We start from the raw sequence: 21506 nt of genomic DNA, 5'->3' as shown, positions 1-21506 counted from the left end.
GCAGAGTGGGGCAAATCCCAATGCCGGGTGGTCGCCGCAAAACAGTGACTGCGCTTCGGGCCTTGGAAACATTCTGTTGTGAGTGATGACCGGTTGGTCATGCCTCGCAGCCCGCGCAGCGTCTCACTCAAGCTGTCTGGCCCCGAGGTTTGCGGCTGATTTTCGCGCGGTTTTTATGACGTGGAGCAGTTTGGCCCAAGCGCTTGCTTGTGTATGCTCCGTCCACGTTTCGGGCTCACCATTATAAGAACACTGCCTATGACCCTCAGTCCCGACCTGTTCGGCCCCTCGGCGGCGCCCGCACAAGTCATTCGTAAATATTACGCAACCGAGATGGCGGTCGAACGCACGCGTCTGCTGTATCAAGGTTCATTGCTGCCGACCTTATTGATGCTGGTTAACGGCCTGGTCTGCGCCTGGTTGTTGTGGAACCCCAAGCAATATGTGTTGGACAGCATCTGGCTGGTCTGGCTGCTGGCCCTGGTGGCGCTGCGTGTGATCCAAGTGGCGGCCTTTGATTCGGCCATGCCCAGCCGCCAGGCCCAGCCGATCTGGCGGCGCATGTTCATGCTCGGTTCGGCGGTCAGCGGCCTGACCCTGGCCACCGCCGCCATCGCCTTGGTGCCGGCAGACAGCTTCATGCAGCAAGCCTGGGTGTTCGGCCTGATCGGCGCCGCAACGCTGTCGGCCAGCGTCGCCTACGCGGTGAGCCTGCCCGCGTTCCTGTCCTTTGCCGTGCCCTGCCTGGTGCCGGCCATCCTTTATCTGTTTTGGAATGGCACCGCGCAGCAACAAGGCTGGGGCGTGCTTGGCGTGATCCTGCTGGCCTCGTTGAGCCTGGTGGCGTGGCAGGTCAACCGCCTGATCCAGCGCGGGCTCTTGCGGCGCTTTCAGAACCAGGCGCTGATCGAGCATCTGCAGCAGGCGCAACAGCGCAGCGAACAGCTGAATCAGGAGTTGGTCCGCGAAGTCGAGCAGCGCCGCCAGATCGAGCAGGAACTGCGCGAAGCCCAGATCGGCTTGCAGGATCGCGTGGCGCAACGCAGCCAGGAACTGGACGCTGCCAGCCTGGCCCTGAATAAAAGCGAAGCGCGCCTGGCCATGGCCCTGCAAGCCAGCGAATTGGGGTTGTGGGACTGGAACCTGCAAACCGATGAAGTCCACCACACCCAGCTTAAAGAACTGTTCGGCCTCGAGCCCGAATACGTCACGGCGATGCTCAGCCACCTCAAGCCGCGCCTGCACCCCGACGACTTGCCGCTGCTCAAGCGCGCGCTGGTGGAGCACCTCAAAGGCCGCAGCGAGGACTACCAGGTTGAATACCGCGTGCGCCACGGCGACGGCCATTGGGTCTGGATCGAAGACCGTGGCCGCGCCGTGGAACGTACGCCCAACGGTCGCGTCACGCGCATGCTCGGCACCCGCCGCGATATCAGCGCCAGCAAGGCCCTGGAAGAACAACAGCGCCTGGCGTCGACCGTATTTGAGGCCGCCAGTGAAGGCATCGTCATTCTTGATCCGAACTACGCGCTGATCGCCGTCAACCAGGCCTTCAGCCGCGTCACCGGCTTTGAAATCGACGACATGCTCGGCCGCAATGTCGTCGAACTGCCCAGCAGCCGCGACGCCCGCCGCCATTTCCCGGTGATCCGCCAAGCGCTGCTGACCCACGGCACCTGGCAGGGTGAGTTAGTGGAGACGCGCAAGAACGGCGAGCTGTACCCGCAATGGCTGCAACTGAACGTAGTACGTGATGCTCGGGGAAATGTCAGTCATATCGTCGGCTTCTTCGCCGATCTGTCGGCCCGGCGTGAATCCGAAGAGCGCATGCGCTACCTCACGCACTATGACGAGCTGACCGGCCTTGCCAACCGTTCACTGTTCCGCGAACGCCTGCGCGAAGCCCATGCACGCGTGCGCCAGGGCGGGCGCAGCCTGGCGCTGCTGCATATCAACCTGGACCGCTTCAAATTGCTCAATGACAGCCTGGGCCATGAAGTGGCCGACCAGCTGTTGCAGAAAATGTCGCGCCGGCTGATCAACGCGTTGCCCGAGGCCGATACGATTGCGCGCTTGTCCGGGGATGAGTTCGCCGTGCTGTTCGACGCCTACGGCAACCTGTCGAGCCTGGCGCGTGTGGCCACGCGGCTGCTCGCCAAGCTGCGCGTGCCGGTGACGGTGGAAGGGCATGAACTGGTGGTCAGCGCCTCAATGGGTGTCAGCCTGCTGCCGGACAATGCGCGGGAAATTTCCGCGCTGGTCAGTCAATCGAACATGGCCATGCAACACGCCAAGCACTTGGGCGGCAATAACTTCCAGTTCTACACCGACAGCCTGCAAGCCAGCACGCTTGAGCGGTTGCAGTTGGAGAACCACCTGCGCAAAGCCATCGACGAGCGCCAGCTGGCGGTGTTCTACCAACCGAAACTGTGCCTGGCCACCGGCAAGCTGAACGCCGCCGAGGCACTGATTCGCTGGGAGCACCCGCAGTGGGGCATGGTGCCGCCGGGCGACTTTATCGGCCTAGCCGAAGAAACCGGCTTGATCGTGCCGTTGGGTGAATTTGTGCTGCGCCAAGCCTGCTGGCAAGCGTGCGAATGGCAGCGCCAAGGGTTGGCGCCGATTCGGGTGTCGGTGAACCTGTCGGTGCATCAGCTGCGCCAGGGCAAGCTGGTCAGCCTGGTGCGCCAGGTGCTCGAAGAAACCGGCCTGGACCCGCAATACCTCGAACTGGAACTGACGGAAAGCCAATTGCTCGACAGCGTCGAGCACATCATCGCCACCTTCCAGCAACTGCGCGACCTGGGCGTGAAGCTGGCCATCGACGACTTTGGCACGGGCTACTCGTCGCTGAGCTACCTCAAGCGCATTCCCGTGGACTACGTAAAAATCGATCAGACGTTTATTCGCGGCCTGGGCCAGGGTCGCGAGGACGCAGCCATTACCCGGGCCATTATCGCCATGGCCCATGGGCTGGCGCTCAAGGTGGTGGCCGAAGGCGTGGAAGATCAGCAGCAACTGGATTTCCTGCGCGCCGAACGCTGCGATGAGGTGCAGGGCTACCTGATCAGCCGGCCGATGGAGGCCGAAGGGCTGGCAGAATTGTTACGCAAAAATGCAGACTTTCCTTAAAGACAGCCAGGCCGCCCGTGTGGCTACATGGCGGCCGCCCGCTGATTCAAAGGGCATCAGGGCGATTTAGTGATGCATCGGACGGGCAAAACGGCAATTCTTGTAGTATAACTACAAACTTGCTACATCTCTGGCACCTGCCAATAACAAGAGTCCTGCCCTTTGAACCTGTTGCAACATATCGCCCAGTCGCGCCACCTGTTACGCAAATCGGAACTCAAGGTTGCCGATCACGTGCTGCTTGACCCTGCGGCCGTGATGCACAGTTCCATGGCCGACCTGGCCCACAGCGTGGGCATCAGTGAGCCGACCATCGTGCGCTTCTGCCGCGCCATTGGTTGCTCCGGGTTCCAGGACTTGAAACTCAAGCTGGCCCAGAGCCTGGCTGCGGGTGCGAGCTTCGGCCAGTTTGCGATTCACGAAGACGACTCCGTCGCCGACTACAGCCTGAAAATCTTCGATACCACCTTGCACACCCTCATGGAAGTGCGCGAGAAACTCGACCCGGTCGAGTTGCAAAAGGCCGTGACCGCCATGTCCCAGGCCCAGCGTGTGGAGTTTTACGGCTTCGGTGCTTCGGGCGCCGTTGCCGCCGACGCCCAGCACAAGTTCTTCCGCCTGCTGCTCACCGCAGCGGCCTACAGCGACCCGCACATGCAGGCGATGTCGGCGGTGACGTTGAAGCCGACTGACGTGGCGATCTGCATTTCCCAGTCCGGCCGCTCCAAAGACCTGCTGATCACCGCCAACCTGGTGCGTGAAAGCGGCGCGACGCTGATTACCCTGTGCCCAAGCCAGACGCCGTTGGCGGAACTGTCCACGGTCAACCTGGCGATCGACGTGCACGAAGACACCGAAATCTACACGCCGCTGACCTCACGTATCGCCCACCTGGTGGTGATCGACGTGCTGGCGATGGGCGTGGCCATGGCGCGCGGCCCGAGCCTGGTCAACCACCTCAAGAGCGTGAAGCGCAGCTTGCGCAGCCTGCGTCTCTCGCCAAAATCGGTCAAAGCCCTCGACGACTGATTCAAGGTCGCACTTGATCGCTCCCACGCTCCGCGTGGGAGTGTCTCTTGCGACGCTCTGCGTCGCGGGACGCAGAGCGTCCTAAGCTGCATTCCCACGCAGAGCGTGGGAACGGTCATCCCGCAATATTCATCGTCCTGTAACCCTCGCGCCGCCAAACCGTCATGCCCCGCACCCATCCTGAACTCCCCGTACTCGCATTGGGAGACTCAACATGGCCCGGCAATACGAAGACAGCAGCAGCGTCAAAACCCGTCGTCAGCAAGAAGACCAGCGCCGCATGGCGTTCCGTCGCGCAATCGAAGATCGCTGTGAGGAGCGCCAATTGCTCCAGAGCATCACGGACTACCCGGAACTCCACTGGCAGGCACCCTTGGCTGCCCAGCGAAACGCTCAGCCAACGCGCTGATCTGCACCCGCTCGCTGCGGATAAAGCCCAGGAACGCATGGGCCACCGGTGACAGGCGCTTGGCCTTGGCCTGCACCAGGCACCAACTGCGGTACAGCGGCAGCTCGTCCACCGGCAGCTCCTTGAGCCCGCCGGTGGCCAGTTCCAGGTTGACCGCGTGGCGCGTCAGCAAGGCCACGCCCAACCCCGCGCTCACACACTCGCGCTGCGCCTCGGCCGATGCCACTTCCACCGTCTGGGTGAAGTGCACGCGCTTCTCCTTGAAGTACTCCTCGCAGGCCAGCCGCGTGCCGGAACCCGGCTCGCGCAGCAGCAATGTGTAAGGTTCCAGGTCCTGCAGGCGCAGCGGCCCCTGCAGGCTCAGCGGATGCTCGGGCGGCGCCACCGCAACAATCGGGTTATTCAGAAACGGCAGGAATTCCAGGCCCATGTCCTGCGGCACCATCGACATGATCACCAAGTCATCACGGTTGTCCGAAAGCCTTCGAATCACCTGGGCGCGGTTGACCACTGTCAGGTGCAACTGCACTTCGGGGTGCTGGCGCTTGAACGCGGCGAACAGGTGCGGCACGAAGTACTTGGCGCTGGATTCGATGGCCAGCTTCAACTGGCCCTGCAGCGAGCCCTGCATGTCCGACAGCTGCATATCGAGGTTTTCCAGGCGCCCGAAAATATCCCGACTGGCCCGTTGCAAGGCTTCGGCCGCTTCGGTCATGTAGAGCTTTTTGCCGACGTAATCGAACAGCGGCTGGCCGATCAGCTCTTCCAACTGACGAATTTGTAGGCTGACCGCTGGTTGCGTGAGGGACATTTCCTCGGCGGCGCGGCTGTAGGAACGCAAATCACAGACTTCATTGAAAATCTGCAACTGACGCAATGTCATACGCATCAATGACTTACGCATTGTTTAAAGCCTTATTCCCGCCACCGTGACGCCAACTATAAGTCTTTACTTATACACAACCCAATAATTATTGATTTTTGTTAATCCTTCGGTGCGCATAGTGTGTGTCTCGCGACTGTCATGAAACATTTGGTCACGCGCCGACCCAGCTCCAATGGGTCGTAGAACGCAGCAATCGGCTCAAGGGAATTTCCAAGTGATAAAAAAGATCCTGATCGCCAACCGTGGTGAAATTGCCGTACGAATCGTGCGTGCCTGCGCCGAGATGGGCATTCGCTCGGTCGCGGTGTACTCGGACGCCGACCGCCACGCGTTGCACGTCAAACGTGCCGACGAAGCCCATAGCATTGGCGCCGAGCCCCTGGCCGGCTACCTGAACCCGCGCAAGCTGGTGAACCTGGCCGTGGAAACCGGCTGTGATGCGCTGCACCCCGGTTACGGTTTCCTGTCGGAAAACGCCGAGCTGGCAGACATCTGCGCTGAACGTGGGATCAAATTCATCGGCCCCTCGGCAGAAGTCATTCGCCGCATGGGCGACAAGACCGAAGCGCGCCGCAGCATGATCAAGGCCGGTGTGCCGGTCACGCCGGGCACCGAAGGCAACGTCGCCGACATCCATGAAGCCCTCACCGAAGGCGACCGCATTGGTTACCCGGTGATGCTCAAGGCCACCTCCGGTGGTGGCGGTCGCGGTATCCGCCGTTGCAACAGCCGTGAAGAACTCGAACAAGCCTTCCCCCGTGTGATTTCCGAGGCCACCAAGGCCTTCGGTTCGGCGGAAGTGTTCCTGGAAAAATGCATCGTCAATCCCAAGCACATCGAGGCGCAGATCCTCGGTGACAGCTTCGGCAACGTGGTGCACCTGTTCGAGCGTGATTGCTCGATCCAGCGGCGTAACCAGAAGCTCATCGAAATCGCGCCAAGCCCGCAACTGACGCCTGAACAGCGCGCCTACATCGGCGACCTGTCGGTGCGCGCGGCCAAGGCCGTAGGCTACGAGAACGCCGGCACCGTGGAGTTCCTGCTCGCCGAGGGCGAGGTGTACTTCATGGAAATGAACACCCGGGTGCAGGTGGAACACACCATCACCGAAGAAATCACCGGCATCGACATCGTGCGTGAGCAGATCCGCATCGCGTCGGGCCTGCCGCTGTCGGTGAAACAGGAAGACATTCAGCACCGTGGTTTCGCGTTGCAGTTCCGTATCAACGCCGAAGACCCGAAAAACAACTTCCTGCCAAGTTTCGGCAAGATTACCCGTTACTACGCGCCCGGCGGCCCCGGCGTGCGCACCGACACGGCGATCTACACCGGCTACACCATCCCGCCGTTCTACGACTCCATGTGCCTGAAGCTGGTGGTGTGGGCGTTGACCTGGGAAGAAGCCATGGACCGCGGCCTGCGTGCCCTGGACGACATGCGCCTGCAAGGCGTGAAGACCACCGCCGCCTACTACCAGGAAATCCTGCGCAACCCGGAATTCCGCAGCGGCCAGTTCAACACCAGTTTTGTGGAAAGCCACCCTGAGCTGACCAACTACTCGATCAAGCGCAAACCCGAAGAGCTGGCCCTGGCCATCGCCGCCGCCATCGCCGCCCACGCAGGCCTGTGAGGAACATTCCAATGACTAAAAAGATCTTCGTAACCGACACCATCCTGCGCGACGCCCACCAATCGTTGCTGGCGACCCGCATGCGCACCGACGACATGCTGCCGATCTGCGACAAGCTCGACAAAGTCGGCTACTGGTCGCTGGAAGTCTGGGGCGGCGCGACCTTCGACGCCTGCGTACGCTTCCTCAAAGAAGACCCGTGGGAGCGCCTGCGCAAACTGCGCGCCGCGTTGCCTAACACGCGCCTGCAAATGCTGCTGCGCGGCCAGAACCTGCTGGGCTACCGCCACTACAGCGACGACGTGGTCAAAGCCTTCGTCGCCAAGGCTGCCGTGAATGGCATCGACGTGTTCCGCATCTTCGACGCCATGAACGACGTGCGTAACCTGCGCGTGGCCATCGAAGCGGTGAAAGCGGCCGGCAAACATGCCCAGGGCACCATCGCCTACACCACCAGCCCGGTGCACACCATCGAGGCATTCGTGGCCCAGGCCAAGCAAATGGAAGCCATGGGTTGCGACTCGGTCGCCATCAAAGACATGGCCGGCCTGCTGACGCCGTACGCCACCGGCGAACTGGTCAAGGCGCTCAAAGCCGAGCAAAGCCTGCCGATCTTTATTCACTCGCATGACACCGCCGGCTTGGCCGCCATGTGCCAACTCAAAGCCATCGAAAACGGTGCCGACCACATCGACACCGCGATCTCCAGCTTCGCCTGGGGCACCAGCCACCCAGGCACCGAGTCGATGGTCGCGGCCCTTAAAGGCAGCGAATTCGACACTGGCCTCAGCCTGGAACTGCTGCAGGAAATCGGCCTGTACTTCTACGCCGTGCGCAAGAAGTACCACCAGTTCGAAAGCGAATTCACCGCCGTCGACACCCGCGTACAAGTCAACCAGGTGCCGGGCGGGATGATTTCCAACCTGGCCAACCAGTTGAAAGAGCAGGGCGCACTCAACCGCATGGGCGAAGTGCTGGCAGAGATCCCACGGGTGCGTGAAGACCTCGGCTTCCCGCCGCTGGTTACCCCGACTTCGCAAATCGTCGGCACCCAGGCGTTCTTCAACGTGCTGGCCGGCGAGCGCTACAAAACCATCACCAACGAAGTGAAGCTCTACCTGCAAGGCGGCTACGGCAAGGCACCGGGCACGGTGAACGAGAAACTGCGCCGCCAGGCCATCGGCAGTGAAGAGGTGATCGACCATCGCCCAGCCGACCTGCTCAAGCCGGAAATGACCAAGCTGCGCGGCGAAATCGGCGCGCTGGCCAAGTCCGAAGAAGACGTGCTGACTTACGCCATGTTCCCGGACATCGGCCGCAAGTTCCTCGAAGAACGTGACGCCGGCACCCTGGCGCCGGAAGTGCTGTTGCCAATCCCTGAAGCAGGCGGCGTGGCGCGTGCCGGTGGTGAAGGCGTGCCGACCGAGTTCGTCATCGACGTGCACGGCGAAAGCTACCGCGTGGATATCACCGGTGTTGGCGTCAAGGCCGAAGGCAAGCGTCACTTCTACCTGTCCATCGATGGCATGCCGGAAGAAGTGGTGTTCGAACCGCTCAACGAGTTTGTCAGCAGCGGCGGCAGCAAGCGCAAGCATGCGACCGAGCCGGGCCATGTCAGCACGGCGATGCCGGGCAATATCGTCGACGTGCTGGTCAAGGAAGGCGACGTGGTCAAGGCCGGCCAAGCCGTGCTGATTACCGAAGCGATGAAGATGGAAACCGAAGTGCAGGCGTCCATTGCCGGCAAGGTAACCGCTGTTCATGTGGCCAAGGGCGACCGGGTCAACCCTGGCGAAATCCTGATTGAAATCGAAGGCTGATACAGCCTTCGACACTACCGCTTAATCCTCGGGGGGGCAGGTGCCCCCCTTTTTTTTCGCCTGCGTTTTTCCATTTGGCCGGGTTAAAAACTCATCCGCCACTGGCCCATCAAGCCCTGGTTGCGGCTATGCGTGCCGACTTGGGCACTGTAGGTCAGGCCGAGGGTATGCTCAGTAGACAAGGCGAGGTCCAGACCGCCTTGCACGTCCAGACTATTACGGTCCAGCGAAGTGCCGGTGATGGTGAAGCCTTCAATGTACCCCGGCGCCGCGCGATAGGATTGGCGGACTTGGCTGCCGACCTCACCGTAGAGGTGTTTCCAGCTTGTGCTCACGTGGGGTGTGAGGCTCATTCGGTTGTCGAACCGGTACACAGAGGCCAGGCGCAGGCCAACGGTGCTGCTCAGGTTTTGTTGGGTTTGTGAACCGACGTTCAACGCGGCCACGCCACCTGTTTCCTTGAAACTGTCGCGGTGGTAACGCTGAAAGCCGAGGCCGGCAAAGGGTTCTACCTGCACATCCTCGCTACCCAATTGATAACCCAGCTCGGAAAACACGGTTTGGCTTTGAGCGTTGTAACTGCCCTTGAGCTGCTCCGTGTACTCAAGCAGGTTGACGCCGCGCTTGTTCTGCCCGGCATGGCTGCTGTAAATCGCCCCCATACGCAGGGCCAGCGGGCCGTCCTGGCGCACGGCGTAACCGCCCAGGTGCCAGCTGTCGAGTTCGGCTGAGAAGCGTTGGGCATCAAATTGGCTGGTGGATTTTGCGCCCATCACACCGATGCGCCAGGCGTGATCCAGTGACCAGTCGGCGCCCAGCATCAGGCCTTTGGTGCCATATTTCAGCCCGTCGCTGCCGCCTTGCTTGTCGAGCTTGCCGTTGTCGCCCAGGCCCTGCACCCAGAAGTGGCCATCGCTATCGGTCGGCAGTGTGCGCAGGGTTGAGAGCAGTTGCTGGCTGACTTTCCCGGCGGCGGCGGAGGTTGCACTCGCCAAGTTGGCATTTTGACTCCCGGCCAATTGTTCGAGTGCTGCGCCTATCCCTCCGGGCCGGTCGGCCAGGTCTTCACCGAATTTTTCCAGCTCCGTGGTCTCGCCTGCGGTCAATGCACCGGTTTCCAGCAGGCGATTCAGCGCGGGTTCAAGCACGTGGGCGACCTGCCGCCCATTGTGCGTGGTGGCCTGCCGGATGAGGTAACCGTCAAGGCTGGGAGCGCGCTCTGGGGGGGTGTAAAACCAGTCATCGTTAAGTTCGGGAAGGGGGTCGAATACAAAGGGTGTGATAGGAATATCACCTCGCGCCTGCGCGCATTCAATGCTGAAGGCGCTCATCGCAAGGGCCATGACAAGTGCAAGTCTGTGATGTGTAAAGGGCATGTAATCCCAACCTCTGGTGAATGAGGCCGGGAATTTAGCGAGATGGCGGGGTGATAACTGTCAGGTCATCGACCCCTGGTTTGCGGGAGTTGTCTCTAGTACGGCGCGATTAAAAACTCATCTGCCATTGCCCTGTCAGCGCGTGGTTGCGGCTGTTACTGCCCAGTTCACCGGTGTAGCCCAGGCCCAGGGTGTGGCGGGCCGACAAGCCTACCTCCAGCCCGGCTTCGAGTAGCAGGCTGTTGCGGTCCAGTGCGCTGCCTTCGACGTTGAAGGCCGTGCCGCCCGCCAGGAAAGCCTGGCGCGTGTTGCTGTCGACATCGCCGTAGGTGTGCTTCCAGCCTGCGCTCACGCGTGGCGTGAGGCTGATGCCGTTGTCCAGTTGGCTCAGGTGCGCCAGGCGCAAACCGAAGGTGCTGCTGAAGTTGTCTTGGGTCTGGCCGTCGACATGCAGCGCGGCGGCGCCGCCTTTTTCGTTGTAGCTGTCACGCTGATAGCGCTGGTAGCCCAGGTTGGCGAACGGCTCGGCACTCAAGCGACCACTGCCCATGGCGTAGCCCAGTTCGGCGAAGGCTTGTTGGCTGTTGGCGTCATAGTCGCCTTTGGGGCGGTCGCTGAAACCGTTGAAGGCCACCGTGCGTTTGCTCTCGCCCTGGTGCCCGCTGTAGGCCGCACCCAGGCGTACGGCCAGTGGCCCGCTCTGGCGCATCGCATACACGCCAGCGTGCCAGCTGTCGACGCTGCCGTCGACGCCGGTGGTGTCCAGGTCGGTCTTCGAGTAGCCGCCCAGCACGCCCACGCGCCAGTCGCTGTCGAGTGCCCAATCGGCGCCCAGCACGCTGCCCTTGGTGCGTTGGGTCAGGCCATTGCTGCCGTGCTCGCCATCGAGCTTGCCGTAGCTGCCAATGCCTTGCAGCCACAGACGGCCACGGGCGTTCGGGTCGTTGAGGTTGCGCGCTTGCGACGGCACGCCGGTGGCGGCGAGTACCGGCGTGTCTTGTTGATCAAGCCCGACCAGCAAGCCCGCACCGCCACCGAGTTGATGCATCGCCGCGAGCATGCTGCTGCCCACCTGGGCACTGGCACCCAGCGTGGCGCCGGTGAGGTTGGCGGTGCTGCTGCCGGCCAGTTGCTCGATGGCCGCGCCCGCGCTGGCGTTGGTGGTGTTGAGCAAAGCGTTATACAGCGGATTGTTTGTGCCCAGGCCCGCCAGGCTGTTGGCCGCACTGACGCCGTTGCCGGTGCTGGCGAACTGGTTGAAGGCAATGTCATTGCGGGTGTACGTCAGGCCGACTTGGGTGGGGCTGTAATCCAGGGTCGGGGTCAGGAATGCATAGTCGCTGGTGACCTTGCCGAAGGTGCCGTTGATGCTGGCGGCTTGCAGCACGGTGTAATGGCTTTGCCACGGGTACGTGCCTTCGCCGGGGTTGATCGCCAGGGTGGCGCCATTCAGGTTGGCGGTGCCGCCGACTTTAATCGGAGCGCTGCTGCCATCGGCGTTGACGCCGTAGGCCAGGGTCGAGCCGCTGCCCATGGTCAGGTCGCGCGTGATGGTCGCAGTGCCCAAGGCCGTATTGGTCTGCAGGGTGCCGTTGACCACCAGGCTGCCTACCGAGCCGCCACCGGCGTAAATGCCACCGGCATCGACGGTCAGGTTACCGGCGATACCGCCCTGGTTGATCAGCTTGGCGCCGCTGAAAATCTCGCCGCCATCGCTGAAATCACCGTTGCCGGTGAGGGTCCAGGTGCCTTGCTTCACGTCCAGCCATTCGAAGTTGCGGCTGTCACCGAAACTGCCGCCGGCGGCATCGTCCATGCTCAGCCGGTCATAGCCGGCGCCGCCGTCCACCACGCCGACAAAGCGGCTGCCGCCCAGCAGTACCAGCGTGTCATCGCCGCCGCCCAAGTCCAGGGCCAAGCCGTTGCTGCCGCTGATGGTGCCGCCGTTGATAACGGTGTCGGCGAAGTTGCCGACGAACTTCACCCCAAAGCCGTTCAGGCCCTGGAGGGTGCCGTGGTTTTCCAGGGTGGTGGCCGCGAGGCCAGGGCCGTCACTGCCGTCGTCCACCAGGATCGCATTGTTGGCACCGCTGACCAGCGCGCCGTGGGCGTTGTACACATAGCCGCCGCCCAAGGCGATGCCTTCGCTGCCGTTGGCAAAGCCATTCTTGTCGACGCCACCGGCGCCGATGCCCTGGATAATCCCGTAGTTTTCGATATGCGCGATTTTGTCGATGTCCACGCCGTCGCCGTCGCCATCCGGCTGCAGCCCGGAGAAGGCGCCGGTGATGGTGCCGTGGTTGATCACCGTGCCGTCGCCGTCAGAGCCAAAGCCCGAACCGTTGCGGCCTATCACCGTGCCGTAGTTGGTCAGCGTGGCGCCCAGGTCGGTGGTGATGCCGTGGCGCCCGCCGGAAATAAGGCCGTAGTTGGTCACTGTCACGCCGGTGGCGGAGTCGATATCGACGCCGTCGAATTTGTCATCGCGCGAGAAGGTGTCGCCGGTCGAGATCTCTCCATAGTTGGTGATGCTGGCGTTGGCGCCGGTCTTCATGCCGTCGCTGGCGTCGCCGCGAATCAACCCACCGGCGCGGTTGATGATCGTGGTGGTGACGTTGTTGCTGCGGATTGCATCCAGGTCCAAGCCTTGGCCGGTGGCCGAGCGAATGGTGCCGCTGTTGTCGATCAACAAGCTGCCGCTGGCAAAGTTGCTGTTGATGCGCAGCGCGTCGTTGGCGCCCTGAATCACGCCGCCGGCGAGGTTGTAGATGCTGTAATTGCGCGCCCCGGTGATCGTCCCCGAGCTGTCGATACCGCGCCCGCCGCTGGAGACCAGCTTACCCGCGTTAGTAATCACCACACCCGCGCCGCTGGTGCCGTCCTTGAGCGTCACCGCCACGCCGGGCGTGGTAATGCTGCCTGGCGCCGAGGTGGTCAACGAATCACTGCCGGTCAGGGTTTGCCCGGTGGTGGTCGGTGTGTCGATCTGCACGGTTTGGGTGGGCGCAGGCGCCGCTTCAGCGAGACCGCTGGCCAATAAAGTGATGGCGAGGGCGAGGCGTTGGGGCGACGGGGGCATGGCGGACGACCTTGTTATGAAAACGAGTCGACCTGTATAGCGGAGGGGGATTGCAGGAATGTGTCGGGAGTGTGACATGTACTGTATCTGCATTTTATTGCGTAAACAGTTCTAGAATTTTTCATTATATGCATTTTATTGCAGTTTTAATGGATGCGTGGTGGCTGTATCTGCACTATATTGCAATCAGTTAGCACTTTTTAGCTGGATGGACGCATTAAATTGCAGGTAGAAGCCATGGTCAGCCTGACGCTGCAAATCTACACCCAAGGGAAGTGGCAGGACGCCATGCTCCTGACTTTTGATAAGCCGCAACTGGGGTTCGAAAGCCAGTGCAGTTTTGGTTATGACCAGCGCTATCTGGTGGATCACCTAGATGAGTTGGCGACTCCCTTCGCCACCTCCGTGAGCACCCGGTTTCCTCTGCAATGGGAGGGCGGCAGAACCCAGAATGCTCCCGCTTTTGTGCTCGACATCGCACCGGCCGGTGCCGCTAAACGTTTTTTGATGGCGCGTATTGGCCGGGAAAAACCGGATGACCTCGGTGCAGACCTTTTTCTGCTGATGCGAAGTACGCCCGCCCCGATTGGCCATATGCGGATCAAAGAGTCGATTGAGGCCTTGGACAGTCAGCCCGCCATCGGGTTTGAGCGTTATGAAGTCATCCAGCGAGATAATCGTTTCCTCGAATATGCCTATGAACAAGGCGCGGCTATCGGCGGGGCCACGGGCGCGGGCGGGGAGGCGCCGAAGCTGTTGCTGACGGAAAATCAGGACGGGTTGTTGTTCCCGGATGCGGTGCTCGATGACGAGCAGGTCAAGCAGCATTGGTTTGTGAAGTTTGCGCGCAATAAGGGCACGCAGATGGATCAGGACATTCTGCGCAGCGAATACCACTACTACAAAGCCTTGCAGACCTTGGGTATTGATACGGTGGCTGAGTCAGGGCTGTCCCTGGAGGAGGCGAGAAAGCCCAGTGTGTGGATGCAGCGTTTTGATCGATGCGTCACTGCGCAGGGGGTCGAGCGCTATGCCGTAGAGTCGATTTACTCGCTGGCAGGTGTCACTAAGCCCGGCAGTGCCATGGCGCATCGCGAGGTGGTGGAACTGCTGGTCGGCTTGTGGCGAGAGGCGGGTCAATCCAAAGAAGTGCCAGCATTGGTCGCTGAGTACCTGAAGCGCGATCTGTTGAACAAAATTCTCGGTAACTCAGACAACCATGGTCGTAACACTTCGATCATTCGCGAAGCGAACGCCTTGCGTCTTGCCCCCATTTACGATTTGGCGCCGATGGTGATGGACGACGAAGGCATCACGCGCACCACCAAATGGCCAAGGGAACTGGAACGGGCAGGCGAGGTGGACTGGCGGGGTGTGTGTGACTTGCTGGGTGATTTTGTCGACAGCCAACAACTGTTCGACGGCCTGAGAGCTGCAGCGCAACAGTTATCTGCGTTGCCAGACATCCTCAGTGCCAGCGGTCTGCCCGCCGTGACGATGAACCATCCAGGCATTGCCTTGAAAAATCTGCCGCAGCGCCTGAAAGAGTGGGGGTTGAAATGAGCCTGACCGTTGAAGAACGAACCCTGCTGATTGAAAGCATTCAGGATGCCTTGGCCGATGGCACGCTGGACATCGCCGAAGCAGTACGCCGCTTACGCACTGAAGTCACAGGCCTGCATCAAAGCCAGTTTGCCAAGATGTGCAAAATCTCTGTGCGCACCTTGGTGCATATTGAACATGGCGAGGGGAATCAGACGCTGAAATCGCTGAATGCGGTGTTCAAGCCGTTTGGGTTGAAAATGGGCGTGGTGAAGGTTCGCAGAAGTTTGTAGGAAAAGGAGTTATCTGCGTTTATCGTCTCCTTGGGCGTTTGTATCCCTTCATGGCTCACCTATAGTTCAGCCGTCGCCGAATTATCGGTGACCGACTTTAGCCGGTCGGGAAAAAATGATGCACAAGCGCCCGTTCAGACGTGGCGCTTTTTGTTGCCTGGCAGTTTTGTCTATGGCGGCTGTGCGCGGGACACCTTCGGGTGTGCCGGGTTTTTCATTTTTCCCGGTCGGCTAACCCTCGTACAGCTGCCACCCAATTTGTTTAGCCGCAATGGGTGGTCGTTTTCATTTAAATAAATGAGATAGAGCCATGCCTACCTACACCCCGCTAGACAGCAATATCAGCTGCAATCCCGTTTTCTTCATCAATGACGACGTCGAAGCCTGTGAGTTGTTCGAAACCGCCACTCAGCGCATTCAGGCTGCCCGCGATCTGCTCAATAGCGTCACCTGTTTAAGTACCGAATTGGCCGAAGGCGCTGACTTGCAACATGTCGCCTCGGCAGCGCATCTGTTGTTGCAGGATGGGTGCGATGCCTTAAAGGCGTTGGGCTGGAAGGTGGGTAAAGGCGGCTGAGTACACAGCTTGGAATCGCCGAAAATCTAATGTGGGAGCGGGCTTGCTCGCGAATGCGGTAGTTCAGTCAACACATGCTGTGACTGATACACCGCTTTCGCGAGCAAGCCCGCTCCCACATTTGTTTTGTGTTGCGAGTAAGCGTCAGCCTCGGCACTCGGCCAGTGTTTTCAGCTGACCGGAACCACTCTGGTTCGACTCCGACAGCCACGCTTCAAACCCTGCCCCAACCGTAGGCCATTCCGAGTCCAGGATTGAGTACCACGCGGTATCGCGGTTCTGCCCCTTGACCACCATGTGCTGGCGGAACACGCCTTCAAAGCTGAAGCCCAAACGCTCCGCCGCGTACTTGGAGCGGGCGTTGCCGTTGTTGCACTTCCATTCCAGGCGGCGGTAGCCCTGCTCAAACGCGTACTTGGCCAGCAGGTACACGGCCTCGGTGCTTTTCGGCGAGCGCTGCATCGGTGCGCCGAAGGTGACGTGGCCGATTTCGATACGGCCCTGGGCCGGGACGATGGACATCAGGCTGAGGATGCCCTGCACGTCGCCGCTTTGGCGGTCGATCACGCTGAAGAAATACGGGTCGCTGTGCTGGGCATGGTTGTTGAGCCAGGCATCAAACGCGGCGCGTTCGGCAAACGGGCCGTAGGGCAAATAGTCCCAGAGCTTCGGGTCGGCGCCGGGGCCTTCGAGGGCTTGCCACAGGCCGTCGCCATGGCGCGCCGGGTCGAGTTTTTCCAGGCGGATAAAGCGCCCTTCGAGCCGTTCAACGGTGGGCGCCGGGACGCCTTTCCAGTCGGCGAGTGAGATAGGCATGCTGCGCTCCTTAAAGACCTTTGCGAAATTGAATGAAACCAGGGCGTTCGGCGATACGTTCATAGAGTTGAATCGCGGTGGCGTTGGTCTCGTGGGTCAACCAATGCACCTTGCAGCAGCCGTCGGCCTTGGCGGTGGCGTAGACGAATTCGATCAGCTTGCGGCCCACACCGGTGCCGCGTTGGGCCGGGTCCACCAGCAGGTCCTGCAAGTAGCAGGAGTTTTCGATGCTCCAGTTGGAGCGGTGGTAGATGAAGTTGACCATGCCCACGGCTTTGCCGTCCTGCCAGGCCAGTGCCGAGTGGGTCGGCTCGTTGGCGTCGATCAGGCGTTGCCAGGTGCTCTGGCTCACGGCGTCCGGCAACTCGGTGTTGTAGAACGCCAAGTACGCCTGCCACAGCGGCAGCCAGGCGGCGTGGTCGGCGGCGGTGACGGGGCGGATGTCGATCGGGCTCATTCTGAAGCTCCTTGGGGAATAAAGCGCGCGAGGGTCTGGTCGCGCACATCGATGCTGGCGGCCAGGCCTTCGCGCACGCCGGCAATGTCGGCTTGGCTGCGGTTCTGGCTGAGTTTGCGTTTGCCGATCATTCGATCAATGGGCAAGGCGAAGCCGACGATGGCCTTGAGCATGCCGTCAATGTAGTCGGCTGGGGCGTCGCTGACTTTCCACGGCTGGGCACGGTTGCCTTCGTGGCGGTCGGTGAGTGCCGTGACCACAGCAAGCAGGCGCTCGGCGTCGGTAAATACCTCGGCGTTGCCGTAGGCATGCACCGCGATATAGTTCCAGGTCGGCACCACTTTGCCGTGCTCGGCTTTTGCCGGGTAAAACGCCGGGCTGATGTAGGCCTCGGCACCGGCAAAAATCACCATCGCGTCGCTGCCATTTTGGAGGTCGTGCCACTGTGGGTTGGCTTTGGCCAGGTGCCCGTAAAGCGTGCCGTTCGGGCCTTCGTCGGGGTTGAGCAACAGGGGCAAGTGGCTGGCTTGCAGGCCTTGCTCACCAAAGGTCACCAACTGCGCCAGGCGAGTGTGCTGGATCAGTTGCTGCAGTTCGGGCAAATCGTCGAGGGCAAAGGCGCGAGGTGTGTACATGGAAATATTCCTTGGCGAATGCCTGCATCCTAGGCAGGCTAATGGTTCGTTGTAAGAGCCATCTGGCACCAATTTCATAGGTCCAATATGCCGCCGATTTCGCCGCCGCTGTCATTTAACCCTGCTGGTATTGAGCTGGATCGCCGCCAGGGGCTGACACGCCAACTGTACGAGGCTCTGCGCCAGCGGGTACTGGACGGGCGACTGGTCAGCGGCACGCGATTGCCCGCAACCCGTGACTTGGCGGCGGCGTTGTCGATCTCCCGTAACAGTGTGGTGCGCGCCTACGATCAGCTGTACGCGGAGGGGTTTATCGAGAGCCGGGTCGGCGATGGCACTTATGTAGCCCAATTGCCTACACCGAAAAAACTATCCACAAAAGTATCCACAGGGTTTTCAACAGGCTTATCCCCAGCCTTATCCACAAAATGGCAGAAACTGCCGGAAGATCTGGACAGTGAAGTTATCCACAGCGCGGGCGTGGAGCGGGTAAAAAACAACCACCTGTCTCTGCCGCCATCGGGGCCGCCACGGGCGTTTCGTGTGGGTGTGCCGGCGTTCGATCTCTTTCCCTTTGAGGTGTGGGCCAAGCTGAATGGGGCATTCTGGCGCAAGCCGGACCTCGAGCAGCTGTGTTACGGCGACCCGGCAGGCGATGCTCGCCTGCGCGGTTTGATTGCCGCTTACCTGCGCAGCTCGCGGGGCATGCAGTGCACGGCTGAACAAATAGTGATCACCAGTGGTGCGCAACAGGCAATCAGCCTTTGTGCACAGTTGCTGGTGGAGCCCGGCGACGCAGTGGCGGTGGAGAATCCCGGCTATCGCGCGGCGGGCCATGCGTTTGCCCTGGCCGGCGGGCGCTTGCAGGGCGTGCCGGTGGATGCCGAAGGCATTGATTGCCAGGTACTCAATACCCTTGGTGATTGCCGGGTAGCGTACGTCACGCCTTCTCACCAGTACCCGCTCGGTGTGGTGATGAGCCTGGCGCGGCGTCTGGAATTACTGGCCTGGGCCGAGCGCACAGGCGGCTGGATCATCGAGGACGACTACGACGGCGAATACCGCTACAGCGGCGCGCCCCTGTCGCCCTTGGCGGCGCTGGACCGCAGCGGGCGAGTGCTGTACGTCGGCACCTTCGGCAAGGTGGCGTTCCCGGCGTTGCGCCTGGGTTACCTGGTATTGCCACCGGGCTTGGTGGACGCCTTTACCCGGCGCCGCGCCGTGGACATGCGCCACTCCGAAGTCAGCACCCAGGCGGTGATGGCCGAGTTTATGGCGGCCGGGCATTTCCAGCGCCACATCCGACGCATGCGCCGCGCCGCCTTGAGCCGACGTAACGCCCTGCTGGCGGATTGGCCTGACGACTTGCCTGGCGTTGGCGCCCTGCCCAGCGTGGCGGCCGGGTTGCACCTGACCGTGCGCGTGGAAAACCTGGCCCGCGAGCAACAGTTGCTGGCGCAGGCGCACGCGGCCGGCGTCGAGGTGAACGGCTTGAGCAGCTATTGGCTGCCTGGCTCTGCAACCCCCGCCGACCAACGCGCCGGCCTGGTACTGGGCTTCGCCGCTGTGCCGGAAGCGGCCATCGCCCAGGCGCTGGCGCGGCTACGCCAGGCATGGGGCGCTGGCCATGCGTGAAGGCGCCTGCCGGGTTAAGTCCCCGACTTGATCTTGGTCCACGCTCGCGTCCGCGCCCGCTCGGCATCACGTCCCAGTGGCTTGAGGGTGTAGAGCGTGTTCATGGCGGCTTCGGTCGGGTACAGGTTGGGGTTATTGCGAATCGCCGGGTCGACCTGTTCGGTGGCGTCCTTGTTTGGGTTGGGGTAGCCGACAAAGTCACTGATTGGCGCAATCACCTGGGGTTGCAGCAGGTAGTTGATGAAGGTGTAGGCGTCCTGCGGGTTTTGCGCGCCTTTGGGAATGGCGAGCATGTCGAACCAGATCGGCGCGCCTTCTTTGGGCAGGCGCATGTCCACGGTCACACCGTTTTTTGCCTCTTTGGCGCGGTTGGCGGCCTGGGAGAAACTGCCGGAATAACCCACGGCCACGCAGATGTCACCGTTGGCAATATCGGCCATGTATTTGGACGAGTGGAAGTAGGTGATGTACGGGCGGATCTTCATCAGCAACGCTTCGGCTTTTTCATAATCCTTGGGGTTGCTGCTGTTGGGGTCCAGGCCCAGGTGTTGCAAGGCCAGCGGCAGGATCTCCGAGGGTGAATCCAGCAGGGCCACGCCGCATTGCTTGAGCTTGCTGATGTTCTCTTCCTTGAAGATCAGGTCCCAACTGTCCACTGGCGCGTTATCGCCCAGCGCCGCCTTGACCTTGGCCGGGTTGAAGCCGATGAGAATGGTGCCGTACATGTAGGGCACGGCGAATTTATTGCCGGGGTCGTTGGCTTCGATCAGCTTCATCAGCTTGGGGTCGAGGTGGTTCCAGTTCGGCAACTGGCTGCGGTCCAGCGGCTGGAATACCCCGGCTTCGATCTGCTTGGCCAGGAACACATTGGAGGGCACCACCACGTCATAGCCGGAGTTGCCGGTGAGCAGCTTGGCTTCCAGGGCCTCGTTGGTGTCGAAGATGTCGTACACCAATTTGATCTTCGGGTTCTGGGCCTTGAAGTCTTCAAGCGCCTTGGGCGTGATGTAGTCGAACCAGTTGTAGACCTTCAATGGTTTCTCTTCGGCATGGGCCGCGCCGCTGAGAACGGCTGCACAGAGGACGAGTGACTTGAGCATGTTCATTGGGCGGACTCCTCAAAACCTTCGAGCACGTTGACGGCGTTGATGCCGATTTCTTCCACGGCGTAGCCGCCTTCCATCACGAACAACGTGGGCTTGCCCAGGCGGGCGATGCGCGCGCCCATCGCCAGGTAGTCGGGGCTGTCGAGTTTGAACTGTGAAATAGGGTCGTCCTTGAACGTGTCCACGCCCAACGACACTACGATGACCTCGGCGTCGTAGCGCTCGATCTCTCGGCAGGCTTGCTCCAGTGCTGCGCTCCAACGTTCCCAGCCGGAACCGGCCGGCAGTGGATAATTGAAGTTAAAACCTGTTCCTGCGCCTTCTCCCAGCTCATCGGCGTAGCCCAGGAAGAACGGAAACTCCGCCTCCGGGTGGCCATGGATCGAGGTGAAAAGCACGTCGCTGCGCGCATAAAAAATCGACTGCGTGCCGTTGCCGTGGTGGTAATCCACATCGAGGATCGCGACCTTTTTACGGCCTTGGTCGAGAAACGCCTGGGCGGCAATCGCGGCGTTGTTGAGGTAGCAATAACCGCCCATCAAATCGCTGGCGGCGTGATGCCCCGGCGGGCGACACAGGGCAAAGGCGGCGTTGGCACCTTGCGCGATGGCCTGCTGTGCGGTGAGCGCCACTTGTGCTGCGCTGTACGCTGCTTGCCAAGTGCCGGCGGTAATCGGTGCGCCGCCGTCAAAGCTGTAGTAACCCAACTGGCCGTGCAGGCTGGTGGGGATGACCCGGCGCAGGGTTCGGGCGGGCCAGGTGTAAGGCAGCAGGTCGCCGTCCTGGCCGAACTCGGTCCAGCGCTCCCAGGCACCTTTGAAGAAATCGAGGTAGTCGTGGCTGTGGATGCGTTGCAGCGGCGCCAGGCCAAAGTCCTGCGGCGCCTGCACCGGGCCCAGTTCGCGGTCTTTGACGCGTTGCAGCACATGATCGGCGCGCGACGGCATTTCGAAGCAGGGCATCAATTGCCCGTCCATCAATTCGCAACGGCCGTGATGCAGGTGGTGATCGTCCGAGTAGATCGTCAGCATTTGTTGTTCTCCGCAGGCTGTATCAGTGGATGCAGTCTTGCGGCGGGCCGTGT

Annotated in this window: 17 protein-coding genes; 9 read left to right on the top strand and 8 right to left on the bottom strand. The window is 61.3% G+C overall.

Annotated features, from left to right (window positions below):
- Window positions 1-258 precede the first annotated feature (258 nt).
- The 3 genes from HX783_RS09595 to HX783_RS29935 all read left to right on the top strand — a co-directional run bounded on the left by HX783_RS09595 (window position 259) and on the right by HX783_RS29935 (window position 4570).
- A complete protein-coding gene (locus HX783_RS09595; protein ID WP_177016737.1) occupies window positions 259-3132 on the top strand; it encodes an EAL domain-containing protein in 2874 nt (957 codons plus the stop codon).
- A 162-nt stretch (window positions 3133-3294) separates the two neighbouring features.
- Window positions 3295-4161 carry a transcriptional regulator HexR gene (gene hexR, locus HX783_RS09590; protein ID WP_010168370.1) on the top strand — a complete coding sequence of 289 codons (867 nt, stop codon included), beginning with the start codon at window positions 3295-3297 and terminating at the stop codon, window positions 4159-4161.
- Between the two features lie 214 nt (window positions 4162-4375).
- Window positions 4376-4570 carry a PA3496 family putative envelope integrity protein gene (locus HX783_RS29935; protein ID WP_232109179.1) on the top strand — a complete coding sequence of 65 codons (195 nt, stop codon included), beginning with the start codon at window positions 4376-4378 and terminating at the stop codon, window positions 4568-4570.
- Here HX783_RS29935 and HX783_RS09585 read toward each other — a convergent pair.
- Window positions 4500-5474 (bottom strand): LysR family transcriptional regulator, encoded by a 975-nt coding sequence (locus HX783_RS09585; RefSeq protein WP_177016736.1) that lies wholly within the window; start codon window positions 5472-5474, stop codon window positions 4500-4502. The two genes, HX783_RS29935 and HX783_RS09585, sit on opposite strands and share 71 nt — an antisense overlap.
- Before the next feature lie 196 nt (window positions 5475-5670).
- Between HX783_RS09585 and HX783_RS09580 the strand changes: the two genes are divergently transcribed.
- Both HX783_RS09580 and oadA read left to right on the top strand, forming a co-directional pair.
- The gene (locus HX783_RS09580) at window positions 5671-7086 is read left to right on the top strand and encodes an acetyl-CoA carboxylase biotin carboxylase subunit (protein WP_003195732.1); all 1416 of its coding nucleotides are present in this window, start codon (window positions 5671-5673) and stop codon (window positions 7084-7086) included.
- An 11-nt stretch (window positions 7087-7097) separates the two neighbouring features.
- Complete coding sequence (gene oadA / locus HX783_RS09575; protein ID WP_177016735.1) at window positions 7098-8906, top strand: sodium-extruding oxaloacetate decarboxylase subunit alpha; 1809 nt, start codon at window positions 7098-7100, stop codon at window positions 8904-8906.
- Between the two features lie 83 nt (window positions 8907-8989).
- On the opposite strand, the gene HX783_RS09570 is transcribed toward oadA, so the two are convergent.
- Both HX783_RS09570 and HX783_RS09565 read right to left on the bottom strand, forming a co-directional pair.
- Complete coding sequence (locus tag HX783_RS09570; RefSeq protein ID WP_177016734.1) at window positions 8990-10282, bottom strand: autotransporter domain-containing protein; 1293 nt, start codon at window positions 10280-10282, stop codon at window positions 8990-8992.
- 109 nt (window positions 10283-10391) lie between these two features.
- Window positions 10392-13361, bottom strand: coding sequence for an autotransporter domain-containing protein (locus HX783_RS09565; RefSeq protein WP_177016733.1), 2970 nt, complete (start codon window positions 13359-13361; stop codon window positions 10392-10394).
- A 237-nt stretch (window positions 13362-13598) separates the two neighbouring features.
- On the opposite strand from HX783_RS09565, the gene HX783_RS09560 reads away from it, so the two are divergent.
- The 3 genes from HX783_RS09560 (at window position 13599) to HX783_RS09550 (ending at window position 15773) form a co-directional block, all read left to right on the top strand.
- On the top strand, window positions 13599-14924 hold the full coding sequence (locus HX783_RS09560) for a type II toxin-antitoxin system HipA family toxin (protein ID WP_177016732.1): 1326 nt from the start codon (window positions 13599-13601) through the stop codon (window positions 14922-14924).
- Window positions 14921-15196, top strand: coding sequence for a helix-turn-helix domain-containing protein (locus HX783_RS09555; protein WP_177016731.1), 276 nt, complete (start codon window positions 14921-14923; stop codon window positions 15194-15196). The genes HX783_RS09560 and HX783_RS09555 overlap by 4 nt, the downstream gene beginning before the upstream one ends.
- A 310-nt stretch (window positions 15197-15506) precedes the next feature.
- Window positions 15507-15773 carry a hypothetical protein gene (locus tag HX783_RS09550; protein WP_177016730.1) on the top strand — a complete coding sequence of 89 codons (267 nt, stop codon included), beginning with the start codon at window positions 15507-15509 and terminating at the stop codon, window positions 15771-15773.
- A gap of 144 nt (window positions 15774-15917) precedes the next feature.
- Here the strand turns inward: HX783_RS09550 and HX783_RS09545 are convergent, their stop codons facing one another.
- Genes HX783_RS09545 through HX783_RS09535 form a run of 3 tightly spaced genes read right to left on the bottom strand, consistent with a single transcriptional unit; the run spans window position 15918 to window position 17681 of the window.
- Complete coding sequence (locus tag HX783_RS09545; protein ID WP_159961143.1) at window positions 15918-16589, bottom strand: GNAT family N-acetyltransferase; 672 nt, start codon at window positions 16587-16589, stop codon at window positions 15918-15920.
- A gap of 10 nt (window positions 16590-16599) precedes the next feature.
- The gene (locus HX783_RS09540; RefSeq protein WP_177016729.1) at window positions 16600-17046 is read right to left on the bottom strand and encodes a GNAT family N-acetyltransferase; all 447 of its coding nucleotides are present in this window, start codon (window positions 17044-17046) and stop codon (window positions 16600-16602) included.
- A complete protein-coding gene (locus tag HX783_RS09535; protein ID WP_177016728.1) occupies window positions 17043-17681 on the bottom strand; it encodes an FMN-binding negative transcriptional regulator in 639 nt (212 codons plus the stop codon). Before HX783_RS09535 ends, HX783_RS09540 begins: the two co-directional genes overlap by 4 nt.
- A gap of 87 nt (window positions 17682-17768) precedes the next feature.
- On the opposite strand from HX783_RS09535, the gene HX783_RS09530 reads away from it, so the two are divergent.
- Window positions 17769-19316, top strand: a complete 1548-nt coding sequence (locus tag HX783_RS09530) for a PLP-dependent aminotransferase family protein (RefSeq protein ID WP_177016727.1) — start codon at window positions 17769-17771, stop codon at window positions 19314-19316.
- A 14-nt stretch (window positions 19317-19330) separates the two neighbouring features.
- Here HX783_RS09530 and HX783_RS09525 read toward each other — a convergent pair whose 3' ends face one another.
- Both HX783_RS09525 and HX783_RS09520 read right to left on the bottom strand, forming a co-directional pair.
- The gene (locus HX783_RS09525) at window positions 19331-20422 is read right to left on the bottom strand and encodes a polyamine ABC transporter substrate-binding protein (RefSeq protein WP_177016726.1); all 1092 of its coding nucleotides are present in this window, start codon (window positions 20420-20422) and stop codon (window positions 19331-19333) included.
- Window positions 20419-21453 (bottom strand): histone deacetylase family protein, encoded by a 1035-nt coding sequence (locus HX783_RS09520; RefSeq protein ID WP_177016725.1) that lies wholly within the window; start codon window positions 21451-21453, stop codon window positions 20419-20421. The genes HX783_RS09525 and HX783_RS09520 overlap by 4 nt, the downstream gene beginning before the upstream one ends.
- Window positions 21454-21506: the final 53 nt, after the last annotated feature.

This window comes from Pseudomonas sp. D2002, from assembly GCF_013385735.1.
Lineage (GTDB): Bacteria > Pseudomonadota > Gammaproteobacteria > Pseudomonadales > Pseudomonadaceae > Aquipseudomonas.
This window is presented reverse-complemented; position numbering and strand designations above follow the sequence as displayed.

Bases quoted from the DNA above. Each gene is read 5' to 3' on its own strand.
- HX783_RS09540 (WP_177016729.1), bottom strand. From the start codon at position 17,046: ATGAGCCCGATCGACATCCGCCCCGTCACCGCCGCCGACCACGCCGCC.
- HX783_RS09595 (WP_177016737.1), top strand. From the start codon at position 259: ATGACCCTCAGTCCCGACCTGTTCGGCCCCTCGGCGGCGCCCGCACAA.
- oadA (WP_177016735.1), top strand. From the start codon at position 7,098: ATGACTAAAAAGATCTTCGTAACCGACACCATCCTGCGCGACGCCCAC.
- HX783_RS09555 (WP_177016731.1), top strand. From the start codon at position 14,921: ATGAGCCTGACCGTTGAAGAACGAACCCTGCTGATTGAAAGCATTCAG.
- HX783_RS09560 (WP_177016732.1), top strand. From the start codon at position 13,599: ATGGTCAGCCTGACGCTGCAAATCTACACCCAAGGGAAGTGGCAGGAC.
- HX783_RS09570 (WP_177016734.1), bottom strand. From the start codon at position 10,282: ATGCCCTTTACACATCACAGACTTGCACTTGTCATGGCCCTTGCGATG.
- HX783_RS09530 (WP_177016727.1), top strand. From the start codon at position 17,769: ATGCCGCCGATTTCGCCGCCGCTGTCATTTAACCCTGCTGGTATTGAG.
- HX783_RS09520 (WP_177016725.1), bottom strand. From the start codon at position 21,453: ATGCTGACGATCTACTCGGACGATCACCACCTGCATCACGGCCGTTGC.
- HX783_RS09525 (WP_177016726.1), bottom strand. From the start codon at position 20,422: ATGAACATGCTCAAGTCACTCGTCCTCTGTGCAGCCGTTCTCAGCGGC.
- HX783_RS29935 (WP_232109179.1), top strand. From the start codon at position 4,376: ATGGCCCGGCAATACGAAGACAGCAGCAGCGTCAAAACCCGTCGTCAG.
- HX783_RS09565 (WP_177016733.1), bottom strand. From the start codon at position 13,361: ATGCCCCCGTCGCCCCAACGCCTCGCCCTCGCCATCACTTTATTGGCC.
- HX783_RS09545 (WP_159961143.1), bottom strand. From the start codon at position 16,589: ATGCCTATCTCACTCGCCGACTGGAAAGGCGTCCCGGCGCCCACCGTT.
- HX783_RS09535 (WP_177016728.1), bottom strand. From the start codon at position 17,681: ATGTACACACCTCGCGCCTTTGCCCTCGACGATTTGCCCGAACTGCAG.
- HX783_RS09585 (WP_177016736.1), bottom strand. From the start codon at position 5,474: ATGCGTAAGTCATTGATGCGTATGACATTGCGTCAGTTGCAGATTTTC.
- HX783_RS09550 (WP_177016730.1), top strand. From the start codon at position 15,507: ATGCCTACCTACACCCCGCTAGACAGCAATATCAGCTGCAATCCCGTT.